This is a genomic window from Acidovorax kalamii, assembly GCF_002245625.1.
Taxonomy (GTDB): Bacteria; Pseudomonadota; Gammaproteobacteria; order Burkholderiales; family Burkholderiaceae_C; genus Acidovorax; species Acidovorax kalamii.
Genome location: NZ_NOIG01000006.1, coordinates 148116 through 172938 on the forward strand (window position 1 = coordinate 148116; position 24823 = coordinate 172938).

Sequence of the window (24823 nt, forward strand, 5' to 3'; positions counted from 1 at the left end):
TAGGGCCTGTTCACGCTCTGGAAGGAGATCGCACTAACAAGCCCTAGCTCCAGTGGTGCGGCAGGCGCACGAGCCCAGGCAGCGGCTTGGGAAAGATGAAGCGGAAGTGCTTGAACTGAAACCACTCGTCGTACACAGCCAAACCGGTTTCGTCGAATAGGAACGCACTGATCACATAGTCACCGCTGTGCAGCGGCAGGTCGGGGAAGCGCAGCACGGACCGCCACGTCCCATCACCCAACTTAGTGGGTACGGCACCATCCTCGTGCGTCGCCAAGGACGTGATCCCCACGCCCTTGGACTGCTCGATCATGAAGCCGATGTTGGGCCGCTCGTCCCCCCGCCCCCGGGCGGTGATCGTCACCACCAAATCCTGCCCTTGCAATACCGCAGGCTGGTCGCCCATCGGCTCGGACAGGTCTGCTACCTCAACCGTCAGGATGCAGGCGCCCGCACCAAGGGCGTCGACTTTGCGAGCGGATGAGACAGCCGAGGGCGAGCATTCCGACACAACCCCCTCCACAACTGCAGACGGCTCCTCGGCATCAAATGTTTGCTGTGCCGCGGCCTCGCGTTCTCGGATGTACACGTCATAAGCAGCCAGCACGCCCTCGGTTTCGCCAAACTGCTCCACGCGCCCGGCTTTGAGCCACAGAGCTCTGTCGCACAGATGTCGGATGTGGTAAGGACTGTGCGAACAAAACAAGATGGTGCACCCACTGTTGCGAAACGCCGTGATGCGCTCCACGCACTTCTTCTGGAAATTCTGGTCGCCCACGGCCAGCGCTTCGTCAATGATCAACACATCCGGCTGCACCGCCGTGACCAGCGCAAACGCCAACCGTACCGTCATGCCCGACGAATATGTCTTGACCGGCCTGTCAAGCGCTTCGCCCAACTCGCAAAAGGCGACGATCTCAGGCTCCAGGCGAACCATTTCATCGTGGTCGATACCGATCAGGCTGCCACCGAAGTACAGATTGTCGCGACCACTGAAATCGGGGTGGAAACCCGCTCCCAACTCCAAGATCGCGGTGACACGTCCCACCCGCGCGATATGACCGCGCGATGGGTGCAAGGTACCCGCCAGCAGTTTGAGCAACGTGCTCTTGCCAGCGCCATTGTCTCCAATCACCCCGATGCATTCTCCGCGCCGCAGATCGAACGACACCTCCCGCAGCGCCCAATGGCTGCGGTGCGTAGCGCGCCCTGTGAGCAGCGCCTTCAGGCGTGCGCGAGGGGATGCATAGAGCTTGTACTCTTTGCCCACACTCTGAACACTAAGCACCAGATCCGGATCCACGCTCATCATATCCAGTCCACCAACTGGTCCCGGCTACGCGCCACCAGCACATTCAGCGCACAGGCCAACACGGCAATCCATACCACCGAGACGCCCCATACGCTCGCAGGCGGCCATGCCCCCAGCAGCAGCACCTGCTGGTAGCCCTGCACCAGCCCTGTCATGGGGTTGAGCCACAGCACCCAGCGCCAGTTCTCAGGGAAGAGCGACAAGGGAAACAGAATGGGGGAAAGATAAATGCCCACGGACAGCAGGAACCCCACCATCTGCACCACATCCCGCAGCGCAGCTGCTAGTATGGCAAGCAAATGGGCCAGCACCAGGCACAACAGCAACTGCAGCACCAGCAGGGGCAGCAATGCCAGCACGGCAAGCCGAAGGCCGTGCGCGGGCACATAGGCCAATGCCAGCAACAACAACAAAGGGCCGTAAATCAGCGCGCTCGCCAGCACTGCACGTGCGGAGAACAGCACGGGCGGCAGCGGATTTTTGTGCAAAAGCCCGCCTGCGTCGATCAGACTGGTCATACCGCGCTGCACTGCATCACAAAACGCCATCCAAGGCAGCGCCCCCACAACCAGAAACGCACCTACGGCGCGCGTGGGCGCATGCTCACCCAGGCGCATACCGAACACCACGTCGAACACGAGGTAATACGCCGCCACCGTTAGCAACGGCTGCAGGTAGGGCCATACGATACCCGCCGCCGTGCCAGCGTGGCGGGCAGCAACTTCGCGGCGGGTGAGCACCCATACAAGTGAACGGGCACTCCATAGCGAGCGCAGTTCATGGCTCAATGCTAGCAGCATATCGGTTGTCTGCCTTACGGCTTGCAGTCGGGTTGGTTCGGCAGATGCGCCAAATGGTTGCGTATTACGCCGTTGCCGCGCAATTAGCGTGCATCAAAAGAAGAAACGCCGACCCAGGAAGGGCCGACGTGACCTCAACTTCCATCACCCGCTCAGGGTTTGGCGGGCACAACAGGTGCCAACAGCTTTTCCACTGTACCGAGAATAGCCGACTCATCCAGTTTCATGGTGTCTTCGAGCGTTTTGGCCAATTCGATGCGCCCCCGTTGCTGCTCGGACTGCCGGACCTTGGCCAACAACGCCTCTTTCGCCTCTTCAAACGGCATCGGTCCCGCAGGTTTGCGCGCCACGAGCTGGAGCACATGGTAGCCAAATTGGGTCTTGATCACCTCGGTCAAGTCTCCGGCTTTTTGCAACGCGAAGGCGGCCTCATCGAACTCCGGCACCATGCGCCCCTTAGCAAAAAATCCCAGATCACCCCCCTTGTCAGCACTGCCAGGGTCTGCCGAGTGTTGCTTTGCGAGCGCTGCGAAGTCCGCGCCAGCCCGCAACTTGACCAAGATATCTTGTGCTTTGGCCTTGGCAGTTTCGGCATCACCTTCCCTGGTGGAAACCAGAATGTGGCGAATGTGAACCTGCTCAGGCATATGAAAGTCCGCAGGGCTCGCCTGGTACATCGTGCGCGCCATGCTCAATAGCCGCGCGTCGGAAGGCGTGTTCGACTGATCGACTTCTACCAACAAAGCGTCGGACAACACCTTGTCCCGAGCCAGCGCAAGCGCAGCCACCACTTCAGGCTTTTGTGCAAGGCCCTGCGCTTGCGCGCGCTGCGCCAATGCCCTACGGGTATAGAGATTGGTCACCAACTGCCGCATGGTGTTGGGCTGCTTGACAATCCGGGCGCGTGCGTCCGGCGGAATCCTCTGCACATCCGCCTCCACGTCATCGGCACTCACCCTCACCTCACCCGCGCCTGGCACTGTGCCATGAGCCAATGACGGCCCCGCCGCCTGCGCCTGCGCCATTGCCATGAGAAACGGCATCACGCAAGCCGCAGCGATCCATCGCGGGGCTGTGAATCCAGAAGCAGAAGCGCTCCATTGAGATTGACAAGCTTGAACAATTTGACCTGAATGACGCATATGTACTGAGAAGATAGACACGCCCATTCACCATGGGCCAAAGAACAATAGGGGGAAATAAAAAAAGGCGGGTTACCCCGCCTTTTTTGGTTTCGCATTGCTGCGAAAAGTTCAGCCCGTGATTAGCGGCCGAAACGGTGCGACCAAGTCACGCCGAAGGTGCTGGCGAAGCCCGTACCACCGTTGGTGTTGTTCAGCTTCAGGAACGCGTCGCCAATGATTGGCAGGCCACCCGTGAAGGTGTTGGTGTTGTTTGCACCAGTGAACGCGTTCGTGGTGGTCACAACAGTCCAGCCGTTGACGTATGGGGTCGTCATCGTGGACGCCGTCAGATCGGTGCTGGAGCTCAGCACCTTGCTGCTCGAGAACGACAGCACGCTGGTTTCGCCGCAGAAGCTCAACTGGCTAGCCACGGAAGGCGAGAAGATCGGCGCGTTGCCAGTCGTGGTTTCTTCACGGTCGAAGAAGCGCATCGAATCGGCGTTCACGCAGATGTTGCCGCGGGTGTCCACAGCCGTATTAGCTTGGTGGAACCACTCGTCCACAGCACCAACACCCACAGAAGTAGAACCAGTCACGCTCAGGTCAGAGTACAGACGGTAGGTGGCAGCGCTGGTCGTAGCAGCCTTGTAGTTGGCAGCCACGCTGTAACGACGGGTGGGCATGGAGAACACCCAGTCCGTAGCAGCCGAAATACCAGCATCCAGAGCGTACTGGTTGGACACCGACGTACGCGACAGAGCGTTAGTCAGACGAACAGCTTGCAGCTTAGGCGAATTGGCATCAACAGCTCCAGGCAGGTAAGGCGTGGACATGTCGGGCAGATCGATGAACAGAGGCGTCACCACCGGGCCAGCGACAGCAGCCTTGGCTTGGTCAATAGCCACGGTACGCAGCAGAGGGTCGGCCGTGAAGTTGTCGATCGACGTGCCAGCAAAGAACGTGCCGGAGCCAGCATCGGTCTGAGGGAACTGCACAAAGTTGGCAGCACCTGCAGCGAGACCAGCACCCGTACGAGCTTCAATAGCCGTAGCAGCACCCGAGAAGGCGGTCGATTGCGTCAGGTTCAGAATGTACCAGTCAGCCGACAGACCCGTCGTGGACGAAGCGTAGCCCACCGAAGCGGCTGCACCAGCGTCGGTGAAGTTGTTCATCGCGATGTCGTTCAGCAGCGTGCGAGCGGCAGAACCTTCGGTGTAGCAAGGCGCAGCGCCGGAGGAGTGCTTGATTGCCGAGTACAGAATCGACTTGGCAGTACCTGCAGCACCACCAGCAGAACCGGCAGCGCTCACCGTGCTGCTGTACAGGCTGGTCGATGGGATGTCAGCCATGTTGAAGATTTCAACATAACCTTCACGCGTGCCATTCACATTGCTCACCGTGTTCAGGCGTGCGGTAGAGAAGGCCGTACCCGTGGCAGGAATGGCGGGCACCGTGCAGGTCTTGTCAGCAGAGTACAGCACCGCTGCGCCGTCAGCGCCTTGCAGCACAGCACCAGTCCAAACGTCACCAGGCGACATGAAGATCTGGAAATCCTTCACGTCGTCGGAGTTGGCTGCGCCACGGAAGCGGATCTTCACAGCCTTGCCGTTGGCGCGGTCGGTGTTGCTCAGGTGGATCACGGACATGTTGCCGTTCTGCACGGTGTAGTAGGGCACCACCAGCATATGACCGACGTTGTTGGAATTAACTTCCAGCACCGTGGCGGCAGCAGCGGTAGCACCAACCACATTGGGCTCGCTAGCAACGTTGGTACCCAGAACGGTACCGCTGGCAGCACCACCAGGGGCAGAAATAACGCTAGCCTGGGCGACGCCGGCGAAGCCACCAACCATGGCAGCAATGCTCAGTGCCAATACATTCTTTCTCATGCTTTAACTCCAGTTAAAAAAATAAGCGCAACTACCACGATTGATTACGCCCGCGAATCCTAGCACAGTCTTTTTCAAACCTTCCCAAGATTCCAGCACCCCGGCCCACCTGTTGCCATGCCGCAACACCGAAGACCTAGAACACCGAGTGCAGAGCGCCACCATATGGTGTTTGCGGACTCCTAATCAGCGACTCTCACTATACCCAAGCCCTGCCAAGCCGCCATCACTTTTTTTGACAGAGGCGCACAAGTGTTGTTTCTTGATTGCGAGCCCAGCTCTCATCGCGCCATTCATGGCGCTTCGTGACGCCACCACTGGCCATCGACCAGCAACCAGGTTTCATCCAGATAGGCTGTCACGGTTGGAAGACCCAGCCCGGGAACTACGGGCTTGGTCGTCAAGCCCACGCGCGCTATGCACTTTTCAGCCTCGCACGCGACATTTGTTACCTTGCTTTCCAGCACAGCGATCTGCGCTCCAAACTGCCGCTGAAACGCCTGCTCGTCGCGCAAACTCCGGTAGGCGGGCGTCAACAACGCATAGGCAGCCTTAACGTCCCCCGCAATCCGCGCCCGCCAATATGTCTCCGCGCGGGCTTGCACCTGCTGCTCAGGCGCTCGCGGTGCAATGGACGCGCAAGCTGACAAGGCTGCGATCAAACAAACCACGCCCGTCGATTTGATAGCCCGATGCACCGGGCGATCGCCTCGGTGGAATGAAGCCCCAGAAAAGGAAAAAGTTGCCATGCTCATGGTGTGATAAAAAGTTTTAAACAACTGGTTCGCTGATTGCGCAGGCCCAAATCTCTCAGGCCTGCACATTCATCGGTACCCGCGCGTGCCCACAAGTTCAACTTACATGCGAGCCCAGCAAGAATTCAATCACTGGGATGATGCCGGGGGTTTCGCCTCAGCCCCTTCTGCGGATTTGCGCAGCGATGGGACGCTCAACCCCTTAAGGCGATCGCGAAGATCTTCGCTGACCTCGCGAATGTCAATGTCACTACGAACCACCCTGGGTGTCAGCACGACAAGCAACTCTGTCCGGGTGTTGTTGGCTCGGTTGGTTCCAAAGAGCTTCCCCACCAAGGGGATATCCTGCAATATAGGCACCCCCGTCTTTCCTGAGTTGCTGTTGTCCCGAATCAACCCCCCCAACACAATGGATTCACCCGAGCGAACCGCAACCTTGCTGCTGATTTGCCGCTGCAGAAAGGCTGGCTGCCCATCGGCTCCCGCAACCGCATCACCCACCTCCGTCACGGCCTGATCCACCTGCATCGTGACGAGATTGCCGGAATTGACAGATGGAGTCACAGTCAGGCCAACCCCAGTGTCCTTATATTGAATAGTGCTGGTTGTCGTGCTGTTGGTGTCATTGGCAGTCGTAGCACTGCGAATGGGCTGCTGATTGCCCACCGTGATAGCCGCCGTGTGGTTGTCAAGCACCATCAGGGACGGACTGGAAATCACTTTGAGCTGAGACTTGTCTGACAAGGCCCGAAGAACCGCCCGCGTAGTCCCCCCGTTGCGCAAGATGTACGAAAAACCCTGAGCCACCCCCCCCAGATCACCACCTGTCAAGCTGCTAATATTACCGGCCCCCGTGTAGCTACTCCCCTCTCGACTATCTTTAAAGCCCCATTGGACTCCGTAGTTGAGGTTGTCCCCCAAGGTCACCTCGACAATGGTGGCTTCAATGAGTACCTGCGTGGGGGGCAGGTCGAGACGCTTGAGCGTCGCCTCAATCCTGAGGTAGTCCCCACGCGTACCCCACACCAACACCGCGTTGTTGAGCTCATCAGCCATCACTCTGATGTTGCCAATGGCAGTAACCACCTGACCTACCTGCTGAGCGTTTTGCGAACCTTGAGCAACGCCACCCGACATATTCGTCGTTCGCCCCCCCACCGCCCCCCCCAGTGAGCCCCCCCCCAAAAGGCCAGTGCCAGACCGACCACTAGATGCTCCGCCAAGCAATGACCCCGTGTTTCCGAACGCACTGGCCGCAGCCCCTTGGCCAAAAGTAGAGCCCGTCGTGCTGGAGAGGCCAGGAGCAACGCCACTGTTGCTTCCGGAGGTTGCATTACTCGCTCCGCCAAATATCCCACTCAGAACCGAGGCAAGGTGCCGAGCGTTGCCGTTTTGCACTTTAAAAATATGCAACTGAGCTTCGGCGCCATTGTCACTTGGCTGGTCCAAACGCTCAATCCATCGCCGAGCCTCATCCAGGTAAGACGCCCGAGGCGTTACGACCAAGATACTGTTGATGCTCTCGATCGGCATGATGCGCAATGCACCAAACAGCGGATTTCCCTCCCCCAAGGAAGCCGGCGCCTGGGTTCGCGGTGCCTGCGCCACTGCGCCAGTACCGGGCAAAGATGGAGCAGAAGCCCCCCCCCCACCCCCAACCAACCTCAAGGCCGCTTCAATATCCTTGACGCTGGCATGCTTGAGCGGGAACACCCCCACCGACATTCCTTTAAGAAGGTCCACATCAAAAGTGTTAACGAGCTCAAGCCACCCCTCCGCCTGAGTCCGCGTTCCCGACATCACCAGTAGATTGCGCACGGTGTCAACCCGCACAATGGCATCGCCAGGCACCATAGGCCGCAAGATCGCGGCCATCTCCCCGGCCCCAATGTAGTTGAGTGGGATAACGATTGCCCCAAACCCCGGCGACAGTGGAACTCGCGGGCTGGCCTGCCGGACGTCAGAACCCAAGTTGCGCAACATATCCGCCCGCCCAACGTGGTAAGTGCCGCGCGCATCACGGGCCAGAGCGAGTCCGTTGGCCTGCAAAGCACTCTCAAGCAGGAAAACCGCTTGATCAGGAGGAATTGCACTGCGACTCGCCAAGGTCACTGTGCCCGCTATAGGAGGGTGCATTACGTACGGCACGCCCATGATGTCTCCCAGCACTGTGCGCACAACATCAGCAACCGGTGCATCCTCAAAACTAAATGTTAAAGGACCGCCCGCCGGCACTGTAGCAGGCCGAGCAGTGGCCACGACCTGATCATTCCCCCGAAAAATCCGCGGCTTAGACTGCCTCTCAGCATCAATCGACTCTTCCCGTCTTGGCTCTACGGGAGGCGGGACCACACGGGCTGACGAGGCAGCGCCAGACTCACCGCCTCCTATGGCGGGTTGAGCCCACGCAGTGCTCACGAGCACGTGCAATGCTGCACAGGTAAGCACGGAATGGCCGAAGCGATGGAAAATCATTACGTTATTGAACCTACAAATACTTATTCAAAAAACGACCCCTTGTTGCCTCAAGGGCCAAATCGGGGAGGTGGTGGGCGTGGAAGCGCAGATGCTTGACCAGCCCCAACAGCGGGAGAGGCAGCGCTGCCGCCACTAGAAACTCCGCCGGAAACATCAGCAACTGGCGCCGATTGCGCTTGCGGGACACCCCGTGGAGTCGGCTGCGCAACACCTGCAAACTTGCTAACATCTGCACGCTGCATCGATAGCACCCGGGATTGCTCCCCTTGAACAAACGTTACCTGACGATCACCCAGGCTCTTCAAGGTCCATCCTTCAACACCCTGATTCATCTGGACTCTGCGCTGCTTGCCATTGACCAGCAGTATCACGTAGCCAGTTCCATCCCCCGCCACGATACCAGTCACTCGTGCTGACCCCAGATGATCAGGTGGTGGGGGCGGCGCCTCCGGAGGAGGTGGCGGTGGTGGTCTGCGCGTTGCAGCAAATAGCGGCCTTTCCAACATTGCCAGAAAGCGCCCAACCTCCATAGGCCTATCCCCCAGCACCGACGGCACCAGACCGCGAATGTCCGCCCTGATAGGGGCAGGCTCATGCCAGCCGTTTTCGCGGACGGCTCCGCTAGGCGTGACCCAAAGTAGCGCACACACGCCCATCAGGAGCAGATTGACGACGACTAAAGAAAGTAGTACGCGGTTCCTCATCGACGGTCTTTCAACACGCTGAGAGAGAACTGTGTTGTCAACCTCACCGGAGGCTGTTTACCAGCACTCACCATCTGCAGGCTGCCGATCAACTGAACGTTGAGCGCATCGATCATGACTGAGGGCTTTTGTCTTCCGAGGACCATTAGAACGCTCTGCAATGAAAGCAAATCACCTTCAGCCTGCACCTTAAGCACTATACGGTCATAGCCCTTTTCATCTTGAGGCTGCATTACTTGGCTGCTACTGATTTGCAGACCTGCCGCAGCAAAAATTTCGCGAATCTGCTGCTGCGCAGCATTTCCCGCCTGACTGACATCCATGTCTGCAGGGTAGACATATTGCTGCTGAGCAAGGAGCACACGTGCACTGGATTCACTAAGTTCGATTCTCTGCTGCTCCAAACCAATCAGCCGCGCATATCTGGGTTCAAGCTGAGACAACAGTCCTTGAGCCCAGCGATGCTTCTGATACACATAGACCCCACCAACCAGTAGTGGCAAGAGCAATACGAACACGGACGCACAAACCACAATCACGTCATGATGAACACGCAGTTGCTTCATGGAGCCCCCCTCACGGACGCAGGGGGGCGAGGAGTGGGGGAGACCGTCACGGCAGATGCATCACCTGATGCCCCTCCCTCCGCGGCTTGCAACTCCGACGTGCCAAAATAAGCCGGATCCAGTACAAACTCGATCGAGAAGCTTTCCTTGCTGGAGGTTTGCAGGCGGATAGCTGGAGACGGAGCCTTGACCTCACGAATGCCCGGATGTTGTCCAAGCTTTTGCATGAGTTGAGCAGAGTCCGCCGCCTGACCGCTCATCGACACCTTCGTGCCGCTCAGATGCAACGATTGCAAAGCTGCGTCATCAGGCAGAATCTGCGTCAAAGTATCAATAACACGCAGCGGCTCAATGCGCTCCCTCAGGATGCCAGATAGAGCGTTTAGCTTGCCTGCGGCCTTCACCAAGTTCTCTCGATCACGCAAAACAGGTTCAACACGCCGCATCGTCTCTTCATATTTGGTAGCGGCTTGCAGTGCCTGCATACGCAGTTTGATTGTGGGAGTGATAGCAATCATTGTCGCCAAAACTAGTACACAGAGCAGTAAGGCATAGCCAAAATTGCGCTGACGGCGAATCAAGCGTTCGCGCAAAACTAACCCAGGCCCAGGCAACGAGACATAACTACCAGAGCCCGTCGAAGCCCAAACCTCTGGGAACTGGGGAACTGCCCCTGAAGTCTGTCGCTCGAGCCAGCCCTGAACATATTGGTCGACCTGACTACGAGCGGCCAACACCACTGAAAACCCAACACAGTCCGGCGGAATTTTCACGCCAGACAAAGATGTACTGCCCCATATGAGGTCGCTCTTCGGAAATGGACTGAAAGTGTGAACCTGCAGTTCCAGCGCACTCCGCACATCAATAGGCCTCATCGCGGCCGGCAAGTGCACATCTCGAGTGAGCACCATGCCAGCAGGCAGTTCGAGCGCGGCGAAATTGATCCGCGCGCGCAACGCCCCATTCTTTCGTACCGCAAACCGAGTCGTCAAACTCGCTTGAAAAATCGACTTACTGCCATCTGCTTGAAAAAGCACAACAGGCGGCGAGGGCGTCAGCCAAGAAAAAAGAGGCCAAGTTTGAGCGCGCGACCAAGCTTGGCGAACATCTTGGATCACCATCGTCAGATCAACGCCCAAAAAGCGGGCCTCAGATGAAAGGGCTGGCATGTACGTACAGTGTTTTCAGTTTCTGGAGGGCGCGATCTTCAAGCTGGAGGAGAGGCGAAATGTGACCCAAGGACTGCCATCAGCAGCTACCGTCGCCACATCGACAACACGAGACACATGCGCAAAGCTCACCGAGTCTAGAGGAATGATGGCTGTAAGCTTGGCACGAGAAGAAACCGACGTATCCGTTAGACTGGCATCCAGCCCAGACATGTCAATACCAACGGCCCCTTCGATTCGTTTTGAGTGAATCACTTCAGCGACACGCTGATTGCCATGGGCCAACACAGCAAGAACCGGAACCGGGGCAGCATTGGGATTGACTTTGCTCGATCCCCGCCCCTCCACGGTGAGAAGGGGTATCAGTCTAGCATAGAGGTCGTAAGTGATGCCAGGCACCTTCATTAGATCCTCTTCAGCCTCGAATCGAAACAACGCACCCGCGCTGTCTCGCTGTTGTCGCGCAGCTATGATTGCCTGCGCAGTCGTCAGAGCGCCATCTGGAGATAACCCTCCTGCGACGCTCAGCATGCGCGAGAGCAGTGGAGCATCGGCACGATTGAGGTCAATCAACCCACTCAGAGGGACAATCTGCACCTGCACCTGACGCCCTTCGTACTCCACGGCTACCTGAGCCCACGTATCAGGCGCCCGATCAGCCGCACGAAGCTTCTGAAGCACTAACTGAATGGCAGCATCGCCGAACGCTTGCGCGACCACCATTTCACGCTTTGCAGACATCATCCGAGTTTCTTGGCGCATCGCCGCAGAAAGACTCCCCAACACAATACTGAGGGCCGCCACCAGCCACAGCACAGCAATCAAGGCCATACCACGAAAAGAGTCCCTTATGGTTTCCGGTCGCTTGATTGGGCGAGTGGCCAACAATAGCCCCCTCGCACCTCGATGCGGATAACTCTTGATCAACGAATGCTCCCCCCGAAAATTGGGCCTTGAGCTCGAGGATCGCTGGCGGGCAGGGGGCGCAGCGCCACAACAAGGTCCGGCAATGGGCCGCGCTCCGTTTGCAAGACAATCCGAACACGCTGCGGCACTTGGTCCGCCAACATCCAGACCGGCGACCAGACGGGGGGCTCGGGACGCGCGTCCTGGTATAGGATCTGCAACCGGGTGACCCCGCTCAACAGCACGTGACTGACCGCTTGGCTCCAATCCGGCTCGACCGAAGCCCCCTTGAAGGGAAGATACTGCAGCATGAGGGCAGGACTTCCTTGTTCGGTCACCTCCTGGCGCAGCCGCATAAGGCTGCGCCCGCTCGCCGCGTACCCGGCAGGCATGACTCCAAGCCAAGTCAATTGCGACTCCTGCCCTTCGAAGAAGAACTGGCTTGCTCCCTCCTTGTAGGGATAGCCGCGCCTTTGCATCGATATACGGCCCACAGTAGATTGCAAGAAACCGGACACGATGCGCAAGTCGTCCGAACGAGTCAGCGCGAGATCCACGCGCTCACTGGTCTGCGAGGTGGTCTGAAGCGCCGAGGCCATCGCGAGAATCAGCAGCGACATCAGCGACATCACCACCAAGAGCTCAAGGAGCGTAAAGCCCGCCATCAAGCGCAGCGTTCGAGCGCCCAAGGCGGGGGTCTTCGGCAACAGACGGCAGGACAACCTCATCACGGACGCACTCCCACAGGAGGAAGGCGCTCAGGCCTGAGCGTGCTCAAAGCGAGGGTGCGAACACCTTCTCCCTGACCCCAATTGATGACTATGGAGACCTGGTAAAGAACAGGCACTCTAGGGCCTTGTGCATCGGTCCCGTAGGGCTGCGACTGCACCCGCCAGTGGTACCCGCCGCTGTCACCTTCGTCGTTCCACCCCCCTGCGGGCACCGAGTCGCGCAGAGCAAGGAGTGACTGGCCCAGCACAACGGCGCCCTGATAGCGCTGCACCTGGTCGATTGCTCTGGCGTTGCCGCCCAAGGCGCGGTAGAACAGACCCAAAGACAAGGCCATGATGGAGAAGGCCACCAGGAGTTCCAGCAGCGTGAAACCGGAGGCTGCACGCGTACCGGGTGCGGTGCGTTGCCGCCGTGTGGCACGAACAAGCGTATTCATGGAATAGGGGCCTCCTGCGTGACCCGTCCGGACAACCAATCCACACGCAAGCGGACACCGTCTCCGGACCGGCGCAGTATCTGAACACTGCCGCCAGAAGATCCGCCCGATGGGAGGAACCTGATGCTCAATTTTCCGGTCGACGGCTCATCACCCTCCAACTCGGCTGTCACTGCCTTCATCTGCAAGGTATCAGGCAGCCCATATACTGGATCAACCCCAAGGCCGTAGCGCCGCTGGGCAATGTCTACTGTGAATTGGACATCCTGTCCGGAGGCCACAGCCTGGTCTCGGGCCGACCTCAGTTGACCCATCATGGTCCGTACGACATCACGATACTGAGCGCCTTCGCGCATGCGGTCCATCGCTACTGGCACCAGCCCCACGACGAGCGCCATGACTGCAAAGACAACCAACAGCTCGATCAAAGTGAAGCCGCTCGCGCGGCGGTATGCGCCCATCACTCTTGATTGCCTTCCACAAAGCACCCCGATCCTCCGCTAAAACGGCGCGAGGGGCACTGTGCGTACTACTTGGTGTTGCGCACGTCCGCAGCTTCGCCCTCACCACCTGCAGCGTTGTCGGAGCCCAGCGAGAGGATCTCGATTCCAGCCGACAACGTGGAGTAGCGATAGGCATTGCCCCAGGGGTCCGAGGGCAGTCCACCCTTCAGGTAGGGGCCATTCCAACCATTGGCGGAGGCCGGCTTGGTGACGAGTGCGTTCAGGCCCTCCTCGGTGGTTGGGTAACGTCCGACATCCAGTTTGAAGAGCTCCAACGACTTGTCAAGGTCAGCAATCTGAACAGCAGCCGTCTTGGATTTCGCCCCCCCCAGAGAGCCAAGTACCTTGGGGCCCACCAAGCCGGCGAGCATGGTGAGGATCGCCAAAACCACCAGCAGTTCGATCAGCGTGAACCCTCTGGTTCTCACGCTTTTGCGCATATTGCCCCTCAAATGCTGACGCAAGCCTGCCCAAGCAGTTTGGTAGACCATCAACTTAACCTCCAAAGCAAAAAAATTATACGGCCAAGTCATTGACCGACAGGATCCCCAGCAGGATGGAGACGATGATGGCCGCTATCAATATGCCCAGCACCAGAATGAGTACCGGCTCCACCAGCGTGAGCAGTCGTTTGATGCCGGTTTCGACCTCCCGGTTCAATATATTGGAGAGCTCCAGCATCATGGGGCCGATGCGACCAGTCTCCTCTCCCACACGAATCAGATTGATCGCCAGGGGCTCGAAAATTCCCGTGGCAGAAATGGCCTGCACGACCTTTCCACCCTCCTTGACGATGGGCGCTACTTTCACAAGGGCCTGCTGAAGCACAGCATTCCCCACCGTTTCCGTTGCAATGTGCAGCGCGGTCAGCATCGGAACTCCATTTCCAAGCAGAGTTCCCAAAGAGCGGGAGAATAGTGTGAGCTGGTATTTCAGTGTCAATCGGCCGACCAGTGGCAACCTGAGAAGGCGTGCCTGCCACCAGTGGCGCCCCCCAGGTGAACGCACCCAGCGCCGCAGCACAATGCCCAAACCGAATGCCGCTGCTGCAATTACGACGCCATACTTCTTGAAGGCATGCCCCAAAGCCATGACCCACTGCGTTGGCAACGGCAGTGCATCACCCATGTCGGTGAACAGTTTCTCAAACTGGGGAACCACGAAACCCAGCATCGCGACTAGAGACAGCACAGCAACCGCCAGCAAGATGGCAGGATAGATGGTGGCAGACACCACACTTTCACGCAGCGCACGCTGACGCTCCATGTGCTCCACCAGACGCTCCATCACTGCGGACATCTGGCCGCTGGCCTCTCCGGAGCGGATCATATTGATGTAGAAATCACCAAACAGCTCACGGTGCGCAACCAGCGCGCGGCTCAATGGCGTCCCGCCCTTCACGGCGTCGAGCACCCCTTGAAGCAATGCAGCCACACTTGGCTTGTAGCTCATGTCGATGAGAACGCGCAAGGCGTTGCCCAGAGCGAGGCCGGCCTTGAGCATGATGGACAGCTCGGTCGTCAAGGCCTGCACATCCGACAGCTTGACCGGTCCTTTTTCAACCCGCTTGCCGGAAGATGCGTGAATGATGGAAGCCGCGCCGCCAGCAGCAGGCACGCGGGCTACCGTGCCCACCCCTTCGACCAGGCTAAGCGGCGTCAATCCCTGCTCGCGCAGTTGCTTCAGCGCAGCCGACTCGCTGGCTGCACTCAGTTGCCCCTCTGCGATTTTTCCGGTCGCGGAGGCTGCGCGCCATGCGTAGTCAGGCATCGGACTGGTCCTGCGTTACACGCGCTAATTCATCCAACGTGGTCACGCCTGCAGCCACCTTACGCAATCCGTCCTCGTAAAGATTCAGCATTCCTTGCTGTGCCGCCAAGGCATTCAACGCGTTGGCATCCAAGCCGTCAATGATGGCCCGACGCATGGGCTCGTCGAGAGTGAGCAACTCGTGAATTCCGGTGCGGCCCCGGTAGCCGGTGTTGCGACATTGTTCGCAGCCCCGGGCGCGGTAGATCGGCCTTCCAGGTTCCGAGAAGCGGATTAGCCCCGTGCGTTCGCGTACGTCCGGCCCAGGATCGTAGGTTTCCTTGCAGTTGCCGCAAAGAGTACGCACCAGCCGTTGAGCCAACACCCCATTGACTGCAGAAGTGATCAGGTAGCTCTCCACGCCCATGTCCTGCATCCGTATCACTGCGCCGGCAGCGGTATTGGTGTGGAGCGTCGAGAGGACCAAGTGGCCGGTGAGAGCGGACTGCACGGCAATCTGGGCAGTTTCTCCATCACGCATTTCCCCGATCATGATGATGTCCGGATCTTGCCGAAGAATGGAGCGCAGCGCGTTCGCAAATGTAAGGTTGATCTGGGGATGAACCTGAATCTGGTTGATCCCTTCCAACTGGTATTCCACCGGATCTTCGACCGTGATGATCTTGTTGGAATCCGCATCGATTTTTGAAAGCGCAGCGTAAAGCGTGGTGGTTTTTCCGGAGCCGGTAGGACCGGTGACCAACAGGATGCCATGGGGTTTGGCGAGCAGATGATTAAACCGCTCCAGCGTGTCTTTCTCAAAACCCATCTTTTCCAGGTTCAAGCGAACGCTTGCGCGATCCAGCACCCGCATCACCACGCTCTCGCCATGCACTGTGGGAACGGTGGAGACACGCAGATCAAGCTCCCGCCCCTTAACGCGCGTCTTTATGCGCCCGTCCTGAGGGAGCCGCCGCTCCGCGATATCTAGGTGCGCCAGCAGCTTGACCCGCGAGTTTACCGCTGCGCTTAGCCGCGGAGGGACCAGTTCGCCCGCGTGAATCACGCCATCCACGCGGTAGCGAACGTGCAGGCCGTCGTCGAATGGTTCCAGATGGATGTCGGACGCTCTCAAGTCCGTGACCCGACCAATGATTGTATTGACCAGACGGATCACCGGCGCCTCGCTGGCCAAGTCCTTCAGATGCTCAACAAAGTCGCCGCCATCGGAGCCGTCGCCAAAGCCATCGTTTCCATCCTCCTCAGGCTCCTCAACCGGCTCAGCAAGCGCTTTCTCGATGTCGGATTCCAAAGCCAGATGAGGGTGGATAACATAGCCGGTTGCCAGACGCAGCGCCTTGACCACAAAGGCATCCTGAGGGACAGCCATGGCCACATACAGTTGACCATCCTCCAATCTCAAGGGATAGACGGCATTGGCTTGGAGAAACTCCGGCAACAGCCCTTTAACCTCGGGCATGAGATCGGGGAACCCCTCTGCGAGAACCAGCGGGACATTAAGCTGGATCGACAGCGCCCCCGCCACATCTGCATCGGAGACAAGCCCGAGCCGCACCAGCACCCGCCCGATCATGCCACCCATTTCTTGCTGCGCAGAAAGCGCACGTTCCAGATCGCGGGCGCTCAGTTTCCCGGCCTGCACCAGCAGGTCGCCAATGCGCATGCGCGCATCGGCGTCGGCAAGCGCCTCGGCTGCGAAGGAATGTGTATTGGTGGTGATCATGACTGCTCGGAGAGCGCACTGGACAGCGGGCATGATGCCTGCTGCCGACAACGCCAAAGGCTGAAACAGAAGCGCTGAGTGTATCCGGGAGACATTGCCTCATCCCGAAGCTTGCCCATGGGCCTCACAGACTTGGCCCCTGGGGCGCCGGAACTTTCATTCTTGCCGATGCGCCTCCTACCTCTGCAACGGTGGCAGTGCGCAAAAGTGCAGCAAACGTCCTTTAAAGTCGCACAGTCTATGAATCTCAGCCCGCAAAAAAAGATGGAAACGCCACCGCAAGGCAAAACGGCTCCTGTTGTCATTTACATCGCTGCCGCCGCTGTCTTGCTGGCTGGCTGGGGCGGTACACGTCTGCTGAGCCTCCACGCGCCCGCCGAAAAGCACCGGGTTGGCAGGATGCTGCTGGCGCCCATGATTGCAGTGGCCGACCCCTGCATCATGCAGCCGCAGCAGCCGGCAGCCACAGGTGACGCTCGCGTGGACGCTCTGGCAAGGTCCTGCACAGGCCCCGATGGATCCGCAGCCCAACTTGTGGAGTCCACTCTTTCTACATTGCAGCCCCGCGGAACTACCGTTGCGACAACGCCCCAGCTCCTGGGATATACGCTTGCAGCGCCCTTGCTGCAACTGTTCCGGCCGGAAGACGATAACTGGGCCATAGATACCGAACGGGTCCAGCGCATCGCCCGGACCATACGGGACACGAGCCGCCCAGTCATTCTCTACCTCTTCGCCACGCATTTCGCCACCGATGCGCCCCTGGAGGCTGCACTAGCATCCGATTCAACGAATCTGGCGCAGACGCGCGACGGTCCAATGGCGCAGGGCCGTTACTACGACTCAGCAGTCAACAATTGGTCTCTGGCCAGTACGGCCACAGACCTGACCGCGCGCCGCGTGCAAGCCGCTCGAGCGTTGCTTTCCGAGCTGTGCAGATTACCTGCAGCCGACCTCGCCAAGATCCAGGGTGTCACGCTGCTAGGAGAACTGCACCATTTGTTCCCGGATTTCGAAGCGGGGATGGGGTTTGACCGCCCTTATCGCGTCACGGACTATGGTCCACATTCCACCGCTGGCTTTCAGCAATTCCTGAAACAGGAATTCACCAGCATTGCGCGGTTGAACAGGGTGCTGGGCTCGGAATACCGGTCTTTTGACGAAGTGCTGCCGCCGGGGCGCGACATACGGTCCGAGCCACTGCAGCGTTACACCGAGCACATCGACTCCTTCGCACACGGCACCCTACCTGTTTCCGGCTGGGTGTTTTCAGATGCACCGAAGCGCAGCACATACCCGGCTTGGGTACATGTGTACGCCGATGGTATTTTCATGGGCAAAACACCCGTGGAGCAGGGGCGACAGGACGTATTGGAGGCCAAACCCGAATTCGGCTTTGCAAACACCGGCTGGCGCATGGACCTGGATTTCCGAACTCTGGCCCCTGGTCTTCATCGGATCGATGTGTTTATGGAAAATGCTCCAGGACAGATTTCGCTGATGGGAACACGCCAAATTGCCATCATGGACAGGCAACAGAAAACGCCTGTTCTACATCCTCAAAAGCCACTACCACCACACGCACAGCTCAGCACTTCTGTACAGTTTCACATCGACCAACCTGTGGAACAGGCCTCCTATTACTACAACCCGCTTGTTCCACTGTGGCACACATTTCGCGGGAGACAGGTCACTGAATACCTGCGTTTTTTTGATCAAGTGGTCAATGCATCGTGCCTGAAGGCCGTGCCCCATTACACCCATCAGATCATTCCGTTCACCAATCCCAGTTGGGACGCCAACAAGTTTGCCATTCAAGCGTCATTGCAAAAGCAGACGTCCGGCGGACTCAAGCTGGGGGTGAGTCTATATGGACATGCATCCTATGGAGCCGGGTTTCACAAGTGGTATGCGTCGACTGGCCACCATAGCTATGGAGTGACGGAGTTTCATCCGCTCAAGCCGATGAGCACAGAAGAACTGCGCCAGACACTGGACCGGCACGAGCGGAAGGGCGCAGACTTTCTCTCGTTTTTCATAGAGCCCTATTGGCAAGGAAAGGTGGTGGCACGCGGCCACAACTTGTTCTCATTCGATCCGGAAAATCGAAAATTCGGGGCCGACAAGCTCTACGACGCAATGCGGCAGCATCTCGCGCAGCCTCAGTAATGCGAACCGGCTGGTTCTATCAATCCGGCGTCCGCGACACCGGCTCAGGGGCCTCAGGAAAACAACTCTGCGGCGTCCAACAGCAGGCCCGCTGCATCCTTGCTAGACAGCTGAGGCGTGGCACTTCCCAGACGCCAATCAATCGCTAGGGCCGGGTCGTTCCATGCAATGCAACGCTCGTAGGTGGGGGCATAGTAGTCCGTGGTCTTGTATAGGAATTCTGCGGTTTCGCTGAGCACCACGAAGCCATGTGCAAAGCCCGGCGGTACCCACAGCTGCCGATGGTTGTCCTCGCTCAGCTCTTCGCCAACCCAGCGCCCGAACGTCGGGGAACTGCGCCGAATGTCCACGGCGACGTCAAATACGGCTCCGCGCACCACACGGACCAGCTTTCCTTGAGGTTGCTGTATTTGATAGTGAAGCCCGCGCAGCACACCCCTGGTACTGCGGCTGTGATTGTCTTGCACGAACTGATGATCTGTACCAGTGGCCTCGTTGAAGGCACGTTGGTTGAAGCTCTCAAAAAAAAAGCCACGTGCATCACCGAACACTTTAGGCTCGATCAGCACGACGTCGGGAATGGTCAGTCGGATTGCTTGCATGGCTGGGAAAACGGTGGGTGTCAGTAGATTTTTTCTTTCAGCAGACGCAGCAAGTACTGCCCGTAGCCGCTCTTGAAGAGCGGCTGCGCTAGCCGCTCCAGTTGCGCCTGATCAATCCATTGATGGCGCCAAGCTATCTCTTCCGGGCAAGCGATTTTCAAACCCTGCCGGTGCTCCAGCGTGGCGATGAACTGCCCCGCCTCCAAAAGACTTTCGTGGGTGCCAGTATCCAGCCACGCGTAGCCACGACCCATAATCTCAACGTTCAGTTGTGCCTTCTCCAGATACAGACGATTCAGGTCGGTAATTTCATATTCACCCCGGGCAGAGGGCTTGAGGCTTTTTGCCAGCTCGACCACACGGTGATCGTAGAAGTACAGACCCGTGACAGCGTAGCTTGACTTAGGGACCGAAGGCTTTTCCTCCAGCGAGAGGACCTTGCCCTGCGCATCGAACTCTGCAACGCCGTAACGCTCGGGATCGTGCACGTGATAAGCAAACACACTGGCTCCCTCGGAGCGCCCCATAGCGTGGCCCAGCAACTCGTGGAAATGGTGACCGTAAAAAATGTTGTCGCCCAGCACCAGCGCGCTGGGCGCGTCGCCGAGAAATTCCTCGCCGATGATGAATGCCTGGGCCAGACCTTCAGGACGGGGTTGCACCGCGTATTCGAGGCAAATTCCCCACTGACTGCCATCCCCGAGCAACTGCTCGAAACGTGGCGTGTCCTGCGGGGTGCTGATGATGAGGATGTCGCGGATGCCCGCCAGCATCAGCGTGCTCAGCGGGTAATAGATCATGGGCTTGTCGTACACCGGCAGCAGTTGCTTGCTGATGGCAAGGGTGGCCGGGTGCAGCCGGGTGCCGGAGCCTCCGGCTAGGATGATGCCTTTGCGTTGCGTCATGTGAGGGTGCCGTTCAGAGAATTTCAGCCAGCATGCGCGCCACACCGGCCTGCCAGTGCGGCATCTGCAGACCAAAGGTGGTCTGCAGCTTGGCCGTGCTCAGGCGCGAGTTGTGCGGGCGGGCCGCCGGGGTCGGGAAAGCACTGGTGGGCACAGGCGCCACCTCTTTTGCTATTATTTTAATAGCTGAATTTTCAATATTGGCGCGCGACAGCACGTATTTTGCATACGCATTCCAGGTCGTTTCGCCTGCGGCAACGCAGTGGTACAGGCCCGCGTGCTCGGGGTTCTGCTGCAGGTGGCGGATGGCGTGGGCCGTCACATCGGCCAGCACATCGGCGCCGGTGGGCGCGCCCCACTGGTCATCGATCACCGTCAGGCGTTCACGCTCCTGCGCCAGGCGCAGCATGGTCTTGGCAAAGTTGCCACCGCGTGCGGCGTACACCCAGCTGGTGCGCAGAATCAGGTGCTTGGCGCCGGATTGGGCGATCAGCTGCTCGCCTTCGAGCTTGGTGCGGCCGTACACGCTCAGCGGGGCGGGCGTGTCGGTCTCCACCCAGGGCCGACTGCCGCTGCCATCGAACACGTAGTCGGTGCTGTAGTGCACCAGCCAGGCGCCCAGCTTGGCGGCTTCCTGCGCGATGACGCCGGGGGTGGTGGCGTTCAGCGTGCGGGCGAAGTCGGCCTCGCTCTCGGCCCTGTCCACGGCGGTGTGCGCGGCGGCATTGACGATCACATCGGGGCGCAGGGCGCGCACCGTCTCGGCCACGCCAGCGGGGTTGGCAAAGTCACCACAGTGCTCGGTGCTGTCGTGGTCCAGCGCGGTGACAGTGCCCAGCACCGAAAGGCTGCGCTGCAACTCCCAGCCGACCTGGCCGCCCTTGCCGAAGAGCAGGATGTTCATGCGCTGGCGCCCACTGCGGGGACGGGCTGCTGCTCGTACTGGGTCTCCACCCAGTCGCGGTACGCGCCGGTCTGCACGTTGGCCACCCAGTCGGCATGCTCCAGGTACCACTGCACGGTCTTGCGGATGCCGGTGTCGAAGGTCTCGGCGGGTTTCCAGCCCAGCTCGCGCTCGATCTTGCGGGCGTCGATCGCGTAGCGGCGGTCGTGGCCGGGGCGGTCCTTCACGTAGGTGATCTGGCTGCGGTAGCTCTGGCCGTCGGCGCGGGGGCGCAGCTCGTCGAGCAGGCTGCAGACCATGTTCACGATCTCGATGTTGGGCTTCTCGTTCCAGCCACCCACGTTGTACGTTTCGCCAGGGGCGCCCGCCTCCAGCACGCGGCGGATGGCGCTGCAGTGGTCCTTCACGTACAGCCAGTCGCGCACCTGCATGCCATCGCCATACACCGGCAGGTTCTTGCCAGCCAGGGCGTTGACGATCATCAGCGGGATCAGCTTCTCGGGGAAGTGGTAGGGCCCGTAGTTGTTGCTGCAGTTGGTAGTGAGCACCGGCAGGCCGTAGGTGTGGTGCCAGGCGCGCACCAGGTGGTCGCTGGCGGCCTTGCTGGCGCTGTAGGGGCTGTTGGGCTCGAAGCCGCGCGTCTCAGCGAAGGCCGGGTCGGTCGGTGCGAGCGAACCGTACACCTCGTCGGTGGACACGTGCAGGAAGCGGAAAGCGGCACGGTCGCCCTCGGGCAATACGCCCCAGTAGGCACGCACGGCTTCGAGCAGGCGGAACGATCCGACGATGTTGGTCTGGATGAAGTCCTCGGGCCCGTGGATCGAGCGGTCCACATGCGACTCGGCCGCAAAGTTGACCACGGCGCGGGGCTTGTGCTCGGCCAGCAGCCGGGCGAGCAATGCGGTGTCGCCAATGTCGCCCTGCACAAAGATGTGGCGCGCATCACCCTGCACACTGTCCAGGTTGTGCAGGTTGCCCGCGTAGGTGAGCTTGTCGAGGTTGACCAGGGGCTCGCTGGTAGCAGCGAGCCAGTCAAGAACGAAGTTGGCGCCAATGAAACCTGCGCCGCCAGTTACCAGAATCATAGGGAGGCTGTGTGAAATGCCAACTTGGCAAAGCCTATGATTATCCCTGCCCGCCTAACCTCTGAGTAACAGAGTTCAACACGGGCCGATCCGAGCGAAGCGGCGCAGCTTCAAAAGTGGATACCACGCATCATCTGCTGCAGCGCCACCGCCTCGGCCGAGAGCTGTGGCTTGGCGTCCTTGCCACCGCCCTTGGCGGCCGTGGAATCCGGGAACATCCGAAAACTGGTGTTCATGGTGATCTGCGCCACGCGCGGCACCAGCGCGTGCAGCAGCTGCCCCGTGATGCCCAGGCGTGTGGCGATGCGCACCGGCTTGAAGATGCAGGCCTGGGCGATCATGTCGGCTGCCTCTTCGGGGCTCAGCGTGGGGACATTGTTGTAGATCTTGGTGGGCGCGATCATGGGCGTGCGCACCAGCGGCATATTGATGGTGGTGAAGGTGATGCCCTGGTCGGCAAACTCGCTGGAGGCACAACGCGTCCAGGCGTCCAGCGCCGCCTTGCTGGCCACATAGGCCGAAAAACGCGGCGCGTTGGTCAGCACGCCGATGGAGCTGATGTTGACCACATGGCCCTTGCGCTTTTCCACCATGCCGGGCAGGAAGCCCATGGTCACGCGCAGGCAGCCAAAGTAATTGAGCTGCATGGTGCGCTCGTAGTCGTGGAAGCGGTCGTAGCTCGACTCGATGGCGCGGCGGATGGAGCGGCCTGCGTTGTTGATCAGGAAATCCACACCGCCATGGTTGTCGATGAGCAGCTGCACAAAACGGTCGCAGTCGGCCATGTCGGCAATGTCGGCCGAATAGGCGATGAACTGGTAGCCCTTGGCCTTGGCTTCGGCGCAGGCTTCGTCCAGCTTGTCCTGGTCTCGGCCGCAGATGATGGTGGTGGCGCCCGCCTCGGCAAACTTGTGCGCTGCGGCCAGGCCAATGCCGGACGACCCACCCGTGATCAGCACCACCTTGCCCGCCACCGTGCCCTTGAGCGTGCGGTCGATAAACAGCTCGGGGTCGAGGTTGCGCTCCCAGTAGTCCCACAGGCGCCAGGCGTAGTCCTTGAGGTTGGGGCAGGCCACGCCCGAACCCTTGAGCGCCGCCATGGTTTCGCGGCAATCGAAGCGCGTGGGGTAGTTCACGAAGGTCAGCATGTCCTCGGGCAGGCCCAGGTCCTTCATCACCGCATTGCGCACACGGCGCACGGGCGCCAGCGCCATCAGGCTTTTCTTCACGCTCTTGGGAATGAAGCCCAGCAGCGCAGCGTTGACGAACAGGTTCATGCGCGGTGCATGGGCGGCGCGGCTGAAGATGTCGAGCACATCGCCCACGCGGTAGCCCACCGGGTCCACCAGGTGGTAGCACTTCTTGCCGATGTCCTTCTGGTGGCTGATGACGTTGAGCGCGTTCACCACAAAGTCCACAGGCACGATGTTCACGCGCCCGCCTTCCAGTCCCACCGTGGGCATCCAGGGCGGCAGCAGCTGGCGCAGGCGCTGGATGAGTTTGAAGAAGTAGTAGGGGCCGTCGATCTTGTCCATCTCGCCGGTGGTGCTGTCACCCACCACCATGGCCGGGCGGTACACCGTCCAGGGCACCTTGCAGTCCTGGCGCACGATCTTCTCGCTCTCGTGTTTGGTCTGGAAGTACGGGTGGTCCAGGCCCTCTGCCTCGTCGAACATGTCCTCACGGAACACGCCTTCGTACAGGCCCGCAGCCGCGATGGAAGAGACATGGTGGAAATGCCCGGCATCAATCGCCTTGGCCAGATCCACCGTGTTGCGCGTGCCCTCGATGTTCACGGCCACCTGGGTTTCCTCATCGGCAGCCAGGTCGTACACCGCTGCCAGGTGGTAGAAGTGGTCGATCTGGCCCTTGAGCTTCTTCACATCATCGGCCGCCACGCCTAGCTTCTTGGCGGTAAGGTCGCCAAACACGGGAATCGCACGCGTGGGCCCCACACCCCAGAAGCTGCGCAGGTCGGCCACCTTGTCGGCACTCTCCTTGCGAATCAGGAAGTGGACCACAGCGCCCTTGCGCTCCAGCAGCTTCTTCACAAGCCGCTTGCCAATGAACCCCGTTGCCCCCGTCACGAAATACTGCATGGATAACTCCTCTGAGATAACTTCATTCTTGCGCAAGGCCTGCGCACCCCGATTCAGCAGAAACCCGCGCCGATACTAGGCGGCCAACGATCCACAGGCTAGATGGCACGCTCTACATTTTTAGGAGCGCGCGCCTACACCTTGCGGACCGTGCGGCGTACAGTGCGGCCATGCGTCGAAGGCAAAATCGCC

Annotated in this window: 21 protein-coding genes; 1 reads left to right on the top strand and 20 read right to left on the bottom strand. The window is 59.6% G+C overall.

The window, feature by feature from the left end:
- Positions 1 to 43: 43 nt before the first annotated feature.
- The 15 genes from CBY09_RS09515 to CBY09_RS09590 all read right to left on the bottom strand — a co-directional run bounded on the left by CBY09_RS09515 (position 44) and on the right by CBY09_RS09590 (position 16807).
- Positions 44 to 1312 (bottom strand): ABC transporter ATP-binding protein, encoded by a 1269-nt coding sequence (locus CBY09_RS09515; protein ID WP_094288863.1) that lies wholly within the window; start codon positions 1310 to 1312, stop codon positions 44 to 46.
- Positions 1309 to 2112: an ABC transporter permease gene (locus tag CBY09_RS09520; protein WP_205734119.1), complete on the bottom strand. Its 804-nt coding sequence runs from the start codon at positions 2110 to 2112 to the stop codon at positions 1309 to 1311. The genes CBY09_RS09515 and CBY09_RS09520 overlap by 4 nt, the downstream gene beginning before the upstream one ends.
- A 152-nt stretch (positions 2113 to 2264) precedes the next feature.
- Positions 2265 to 3155 carry a peptidylprolyl isomerase gene (locus CBY09_RS09525; protein WP_240515657.1) on the bottom strand — a complete coding sequence of 297 codons (891 nt, stop codon included), beginning with the start codon at positions 3153 to 3155 and terminating at the stop codon, positions 2265 to 2267.
- A 221-nt stretch (positions 3156 to 3376) separates the two neighbouring features.
- Positions 3377 to 5125 carry a hypothetical protein gene (locus CBY09_RS09530; protein WP_094288865.1) on the bottom strand — a complete coding sequence of 583 codons (1749 nt, stop codon included), beginning with the start codon at positions 5123 to 5125 and terminating at the stop codon, positions 3377 to 3379.
- 293 nt (positions 5126 to 5418) lie between these two features.
- Positions 5419 to 5880, bottom strand: a complete 462-nt coding sequence (locus CBY09_RS09535) for a hypothetical protein (protein WP_205734120.1) — start codon at positions 5878 to 5880, stop codon at positions 5419 to 5421.
- A gap of 129 nt (positions 5881 to 6009) precedes the next feature.
- Positions 6010 to 8355, bottom strand: a complete 2346-nt coding sequence (gspD, locus tag CBY09_RS09540; protein WP_094288869.1) for a type II secretion system secretin GspD — start codon at positions 8353 to 8355, stop codon at positions 6010 to 6012.
- Positions 8356 to 9058: 703 nt separating this feature from the next.
- Positions 9059 to 9628 (bottom strand): type II secretion system protein GspM, encoded by a 570-nt coding sequence (gene gspM / locus CBY09_RS09550; protein ID WP_094288873.1) that lies wholly within the window; start codon positions 9626 to 9628, stop codon positions 9059 to 9061.
- Complete coding sequence (locus CBY09_RS23485; RefSeq protein ID WP_108723915.1) at positions 9625 to 10797, bottom strand: PilN domain-containing protein; 1173 nt, start codon at positions 10795 to 10797, stop codon at positions 9625 to 9627. The genes gspM and CBY09_RS23485 overlap by 4 nt, the downstream gene beginning before the upstream one ends.
- A 15-nt stretch (positions 10798 to 10812) precedes the next feature.
- Positions 10813 to 11628 (bottom strand): type II secretion system minor pseudopilin, encoded by an 816-nt coding sequence (locus tag CBY09_RS09560; RefSeq protein ID WP_094288877.1) that lies wholly within the window; start codon positions 11626 to 11628, stop codon positions 10813 to 10815.
- 92 nt (positions 11629 to 11720) lie between these two features.
- The gene (locus CBY09_RS09565; protein WP_094288879.1) at positions 11721 to 12431 is read right to left on the bottom strand and encodes a prepilin-type N-terminal cleavage/methylation domain-containing protein; all 711 of its coding nucleotides are present in this window, start codon (positions 12429 to 12431) and stop codon (positions 11721 to 11723) included.
- A complete protein-coding gene (locus tag CBY09_RS09570) occupies positions 12431 to 12871 on the bottom strand; it encodes a type II secretion system protein (RefSeq protein ID WP_094288880.1) in 441 nt (146 codons plus the stop codon). The genes CBY09_RS09565 and CBY09_RS09570 overlap by 1 nt, the downstream gene beginning before the upstream one ends.
- The gene (locus CBY09_RS09575; RefSeq protein ID WP_094288882.1) at positions 12868 to 13332 is read right to left on the bottom strand and encodes a GspH/FimT family pseudopilin; all 465 of its coding nucleotides are present in this window, start codon (positions 13330 to 13332) and stop codon (positions 12868 to 12870) included. Before CBY09_RS09575 ends, CBY09_RS09570 begins: the two co-directional genes overlap by 4 nt.
- Positions 13333 to 13400: 68 nt before the next feature.
- The gene (gene gspG / locus CBY09_RS09580) at positions 13401 to 13814 is read right to left on the bottom strand and encodes a type II secretion system major pseudopilin GspG (RefSeq protein WP_094288884.1); all 414 of its coding nucleotides are present in this window, start codon (positions 13812 to 13814) and stop codon (positions 13401 to 13403) included.
- A 76-nt stretch (positions 13815 to 13890) separates the two neighbouring features.
- Positions 13891 to 15144: a type II secretion system F family protein gene (locus CBY09_RS09585; protein WP_094288886.1), complete on the bottom strand. Its 1254-nt coding sequence runs from the start codon at positions 15142 to 15144 to the stop codon at positions 13891 to 13893.
- Positions 15137 to 16807, bottom strand: a complete 1671-nt coding sequence (locus tag CBY09_RS09590; protein ID WP_240515677.1) for a GspE/PulE family protein — start codon at positions 16805 to 16807, stop codon at positions 15137 to 15139. Before CBY09_RS09590 ends, CBY09_RS09585 begins: the two co-directional genes overlap by 8 nt.
- A 300-nt stretch (positions 16808 to 17107) precedes the next feature.
- Here CBY09_RS09590 and CBY09_RS09595 point away from each other — a divergent pair, with 300 nt between their 5' ends.
- The gene (locus tag CBY09_RS09595; RefSeq protein WP_240515659.1) at positions 17108 to 19036 is read left to right on the top strand and encodes a hypothetical protein; all 1929 of its coding nucleotides are present in this window, start codon (positions 17108 to 17110) and stop codon (positions 19034 to 19036) included.
- A gap of 53 nt (positions 19037 to 19089) precedes the next feature.
- On the opposite strand, the gene rfbC is transcribed toward CBY09_RS09595, so the two are convergent.
- The 5 genes from rfbC to CBY09_RS09620 all read right to left on the bottom strand — a co-directional run bounded on the left by rfbC (position 19090) and on the right by CBY09_RS09620 (position 24631).
- Positions 19090 to 19638 carry a dTDP-4-dehydrorhamnose 3,5-epimerase gene (rfbC, locus tag CBY09_RS09600; protein WP_094288888.1) on the bottom strand — a complete coding sequence of 183 codons (549 nt, stop codon included), beginning with the start codon at positions 19636 to 19638 and terminating at the stop codon, positions 19090 to 19092.
- Between the two features lie 20 nt (positions 19639 to 19658).
- Positions 19659 to 20543, bottom strand: a complete 885-nt coding sequence (rfbA, locus tag CBY09_RS09605) for a glucose-1-phosphate thymidylyltransferase RfbA (protein WP_094288890.1) — start codon at positions 20541 to 20543, stop codon at positions 19659 to 19661.
- A 13-nt stretch (positions 20544 to 20556) separates the two neighbouring features.
- Complete coding sequence (rfbD, locus tag CBY09_RS09610; RefSeq protein WP_094288892.1) at positions 20557 to 21447, bottom strand: dTDP-4-dehydrorhamnose reductase; 891 nt, start codon at positions 21445 to 21447, stop codon at positions 20557 to 20559.
- Positions 21444 to 22532, bottom strand: a complete 1089-nt coding sequence (rfbB, locus tag CBY09_RS09615; protein WP_094288894.1) for a dTDP-glucose 4,6-dehydratase — start codon at positions 22530 to 22532, stop codon at positions 21444 to 21446. The genes rfbD and rfbB overlap by 4 nt, the downstream gene beginning before the upstream one ends.
- Positions 22533 to 22642: 110 nt before the next feature.
- On the bottom strand, positions 22643 to 24631 hold the full coding sequence (locus CBY09_RS09620; RefSeq protein WP_094288896.1) for an SDR family oxidoreductase: 1989 nt from the start codon (positions 24629 to 24631) through the stop codon (positions 22643 to 22645).
- Positions 24632 to 24823: the final 192 nt, after the last annotated feature.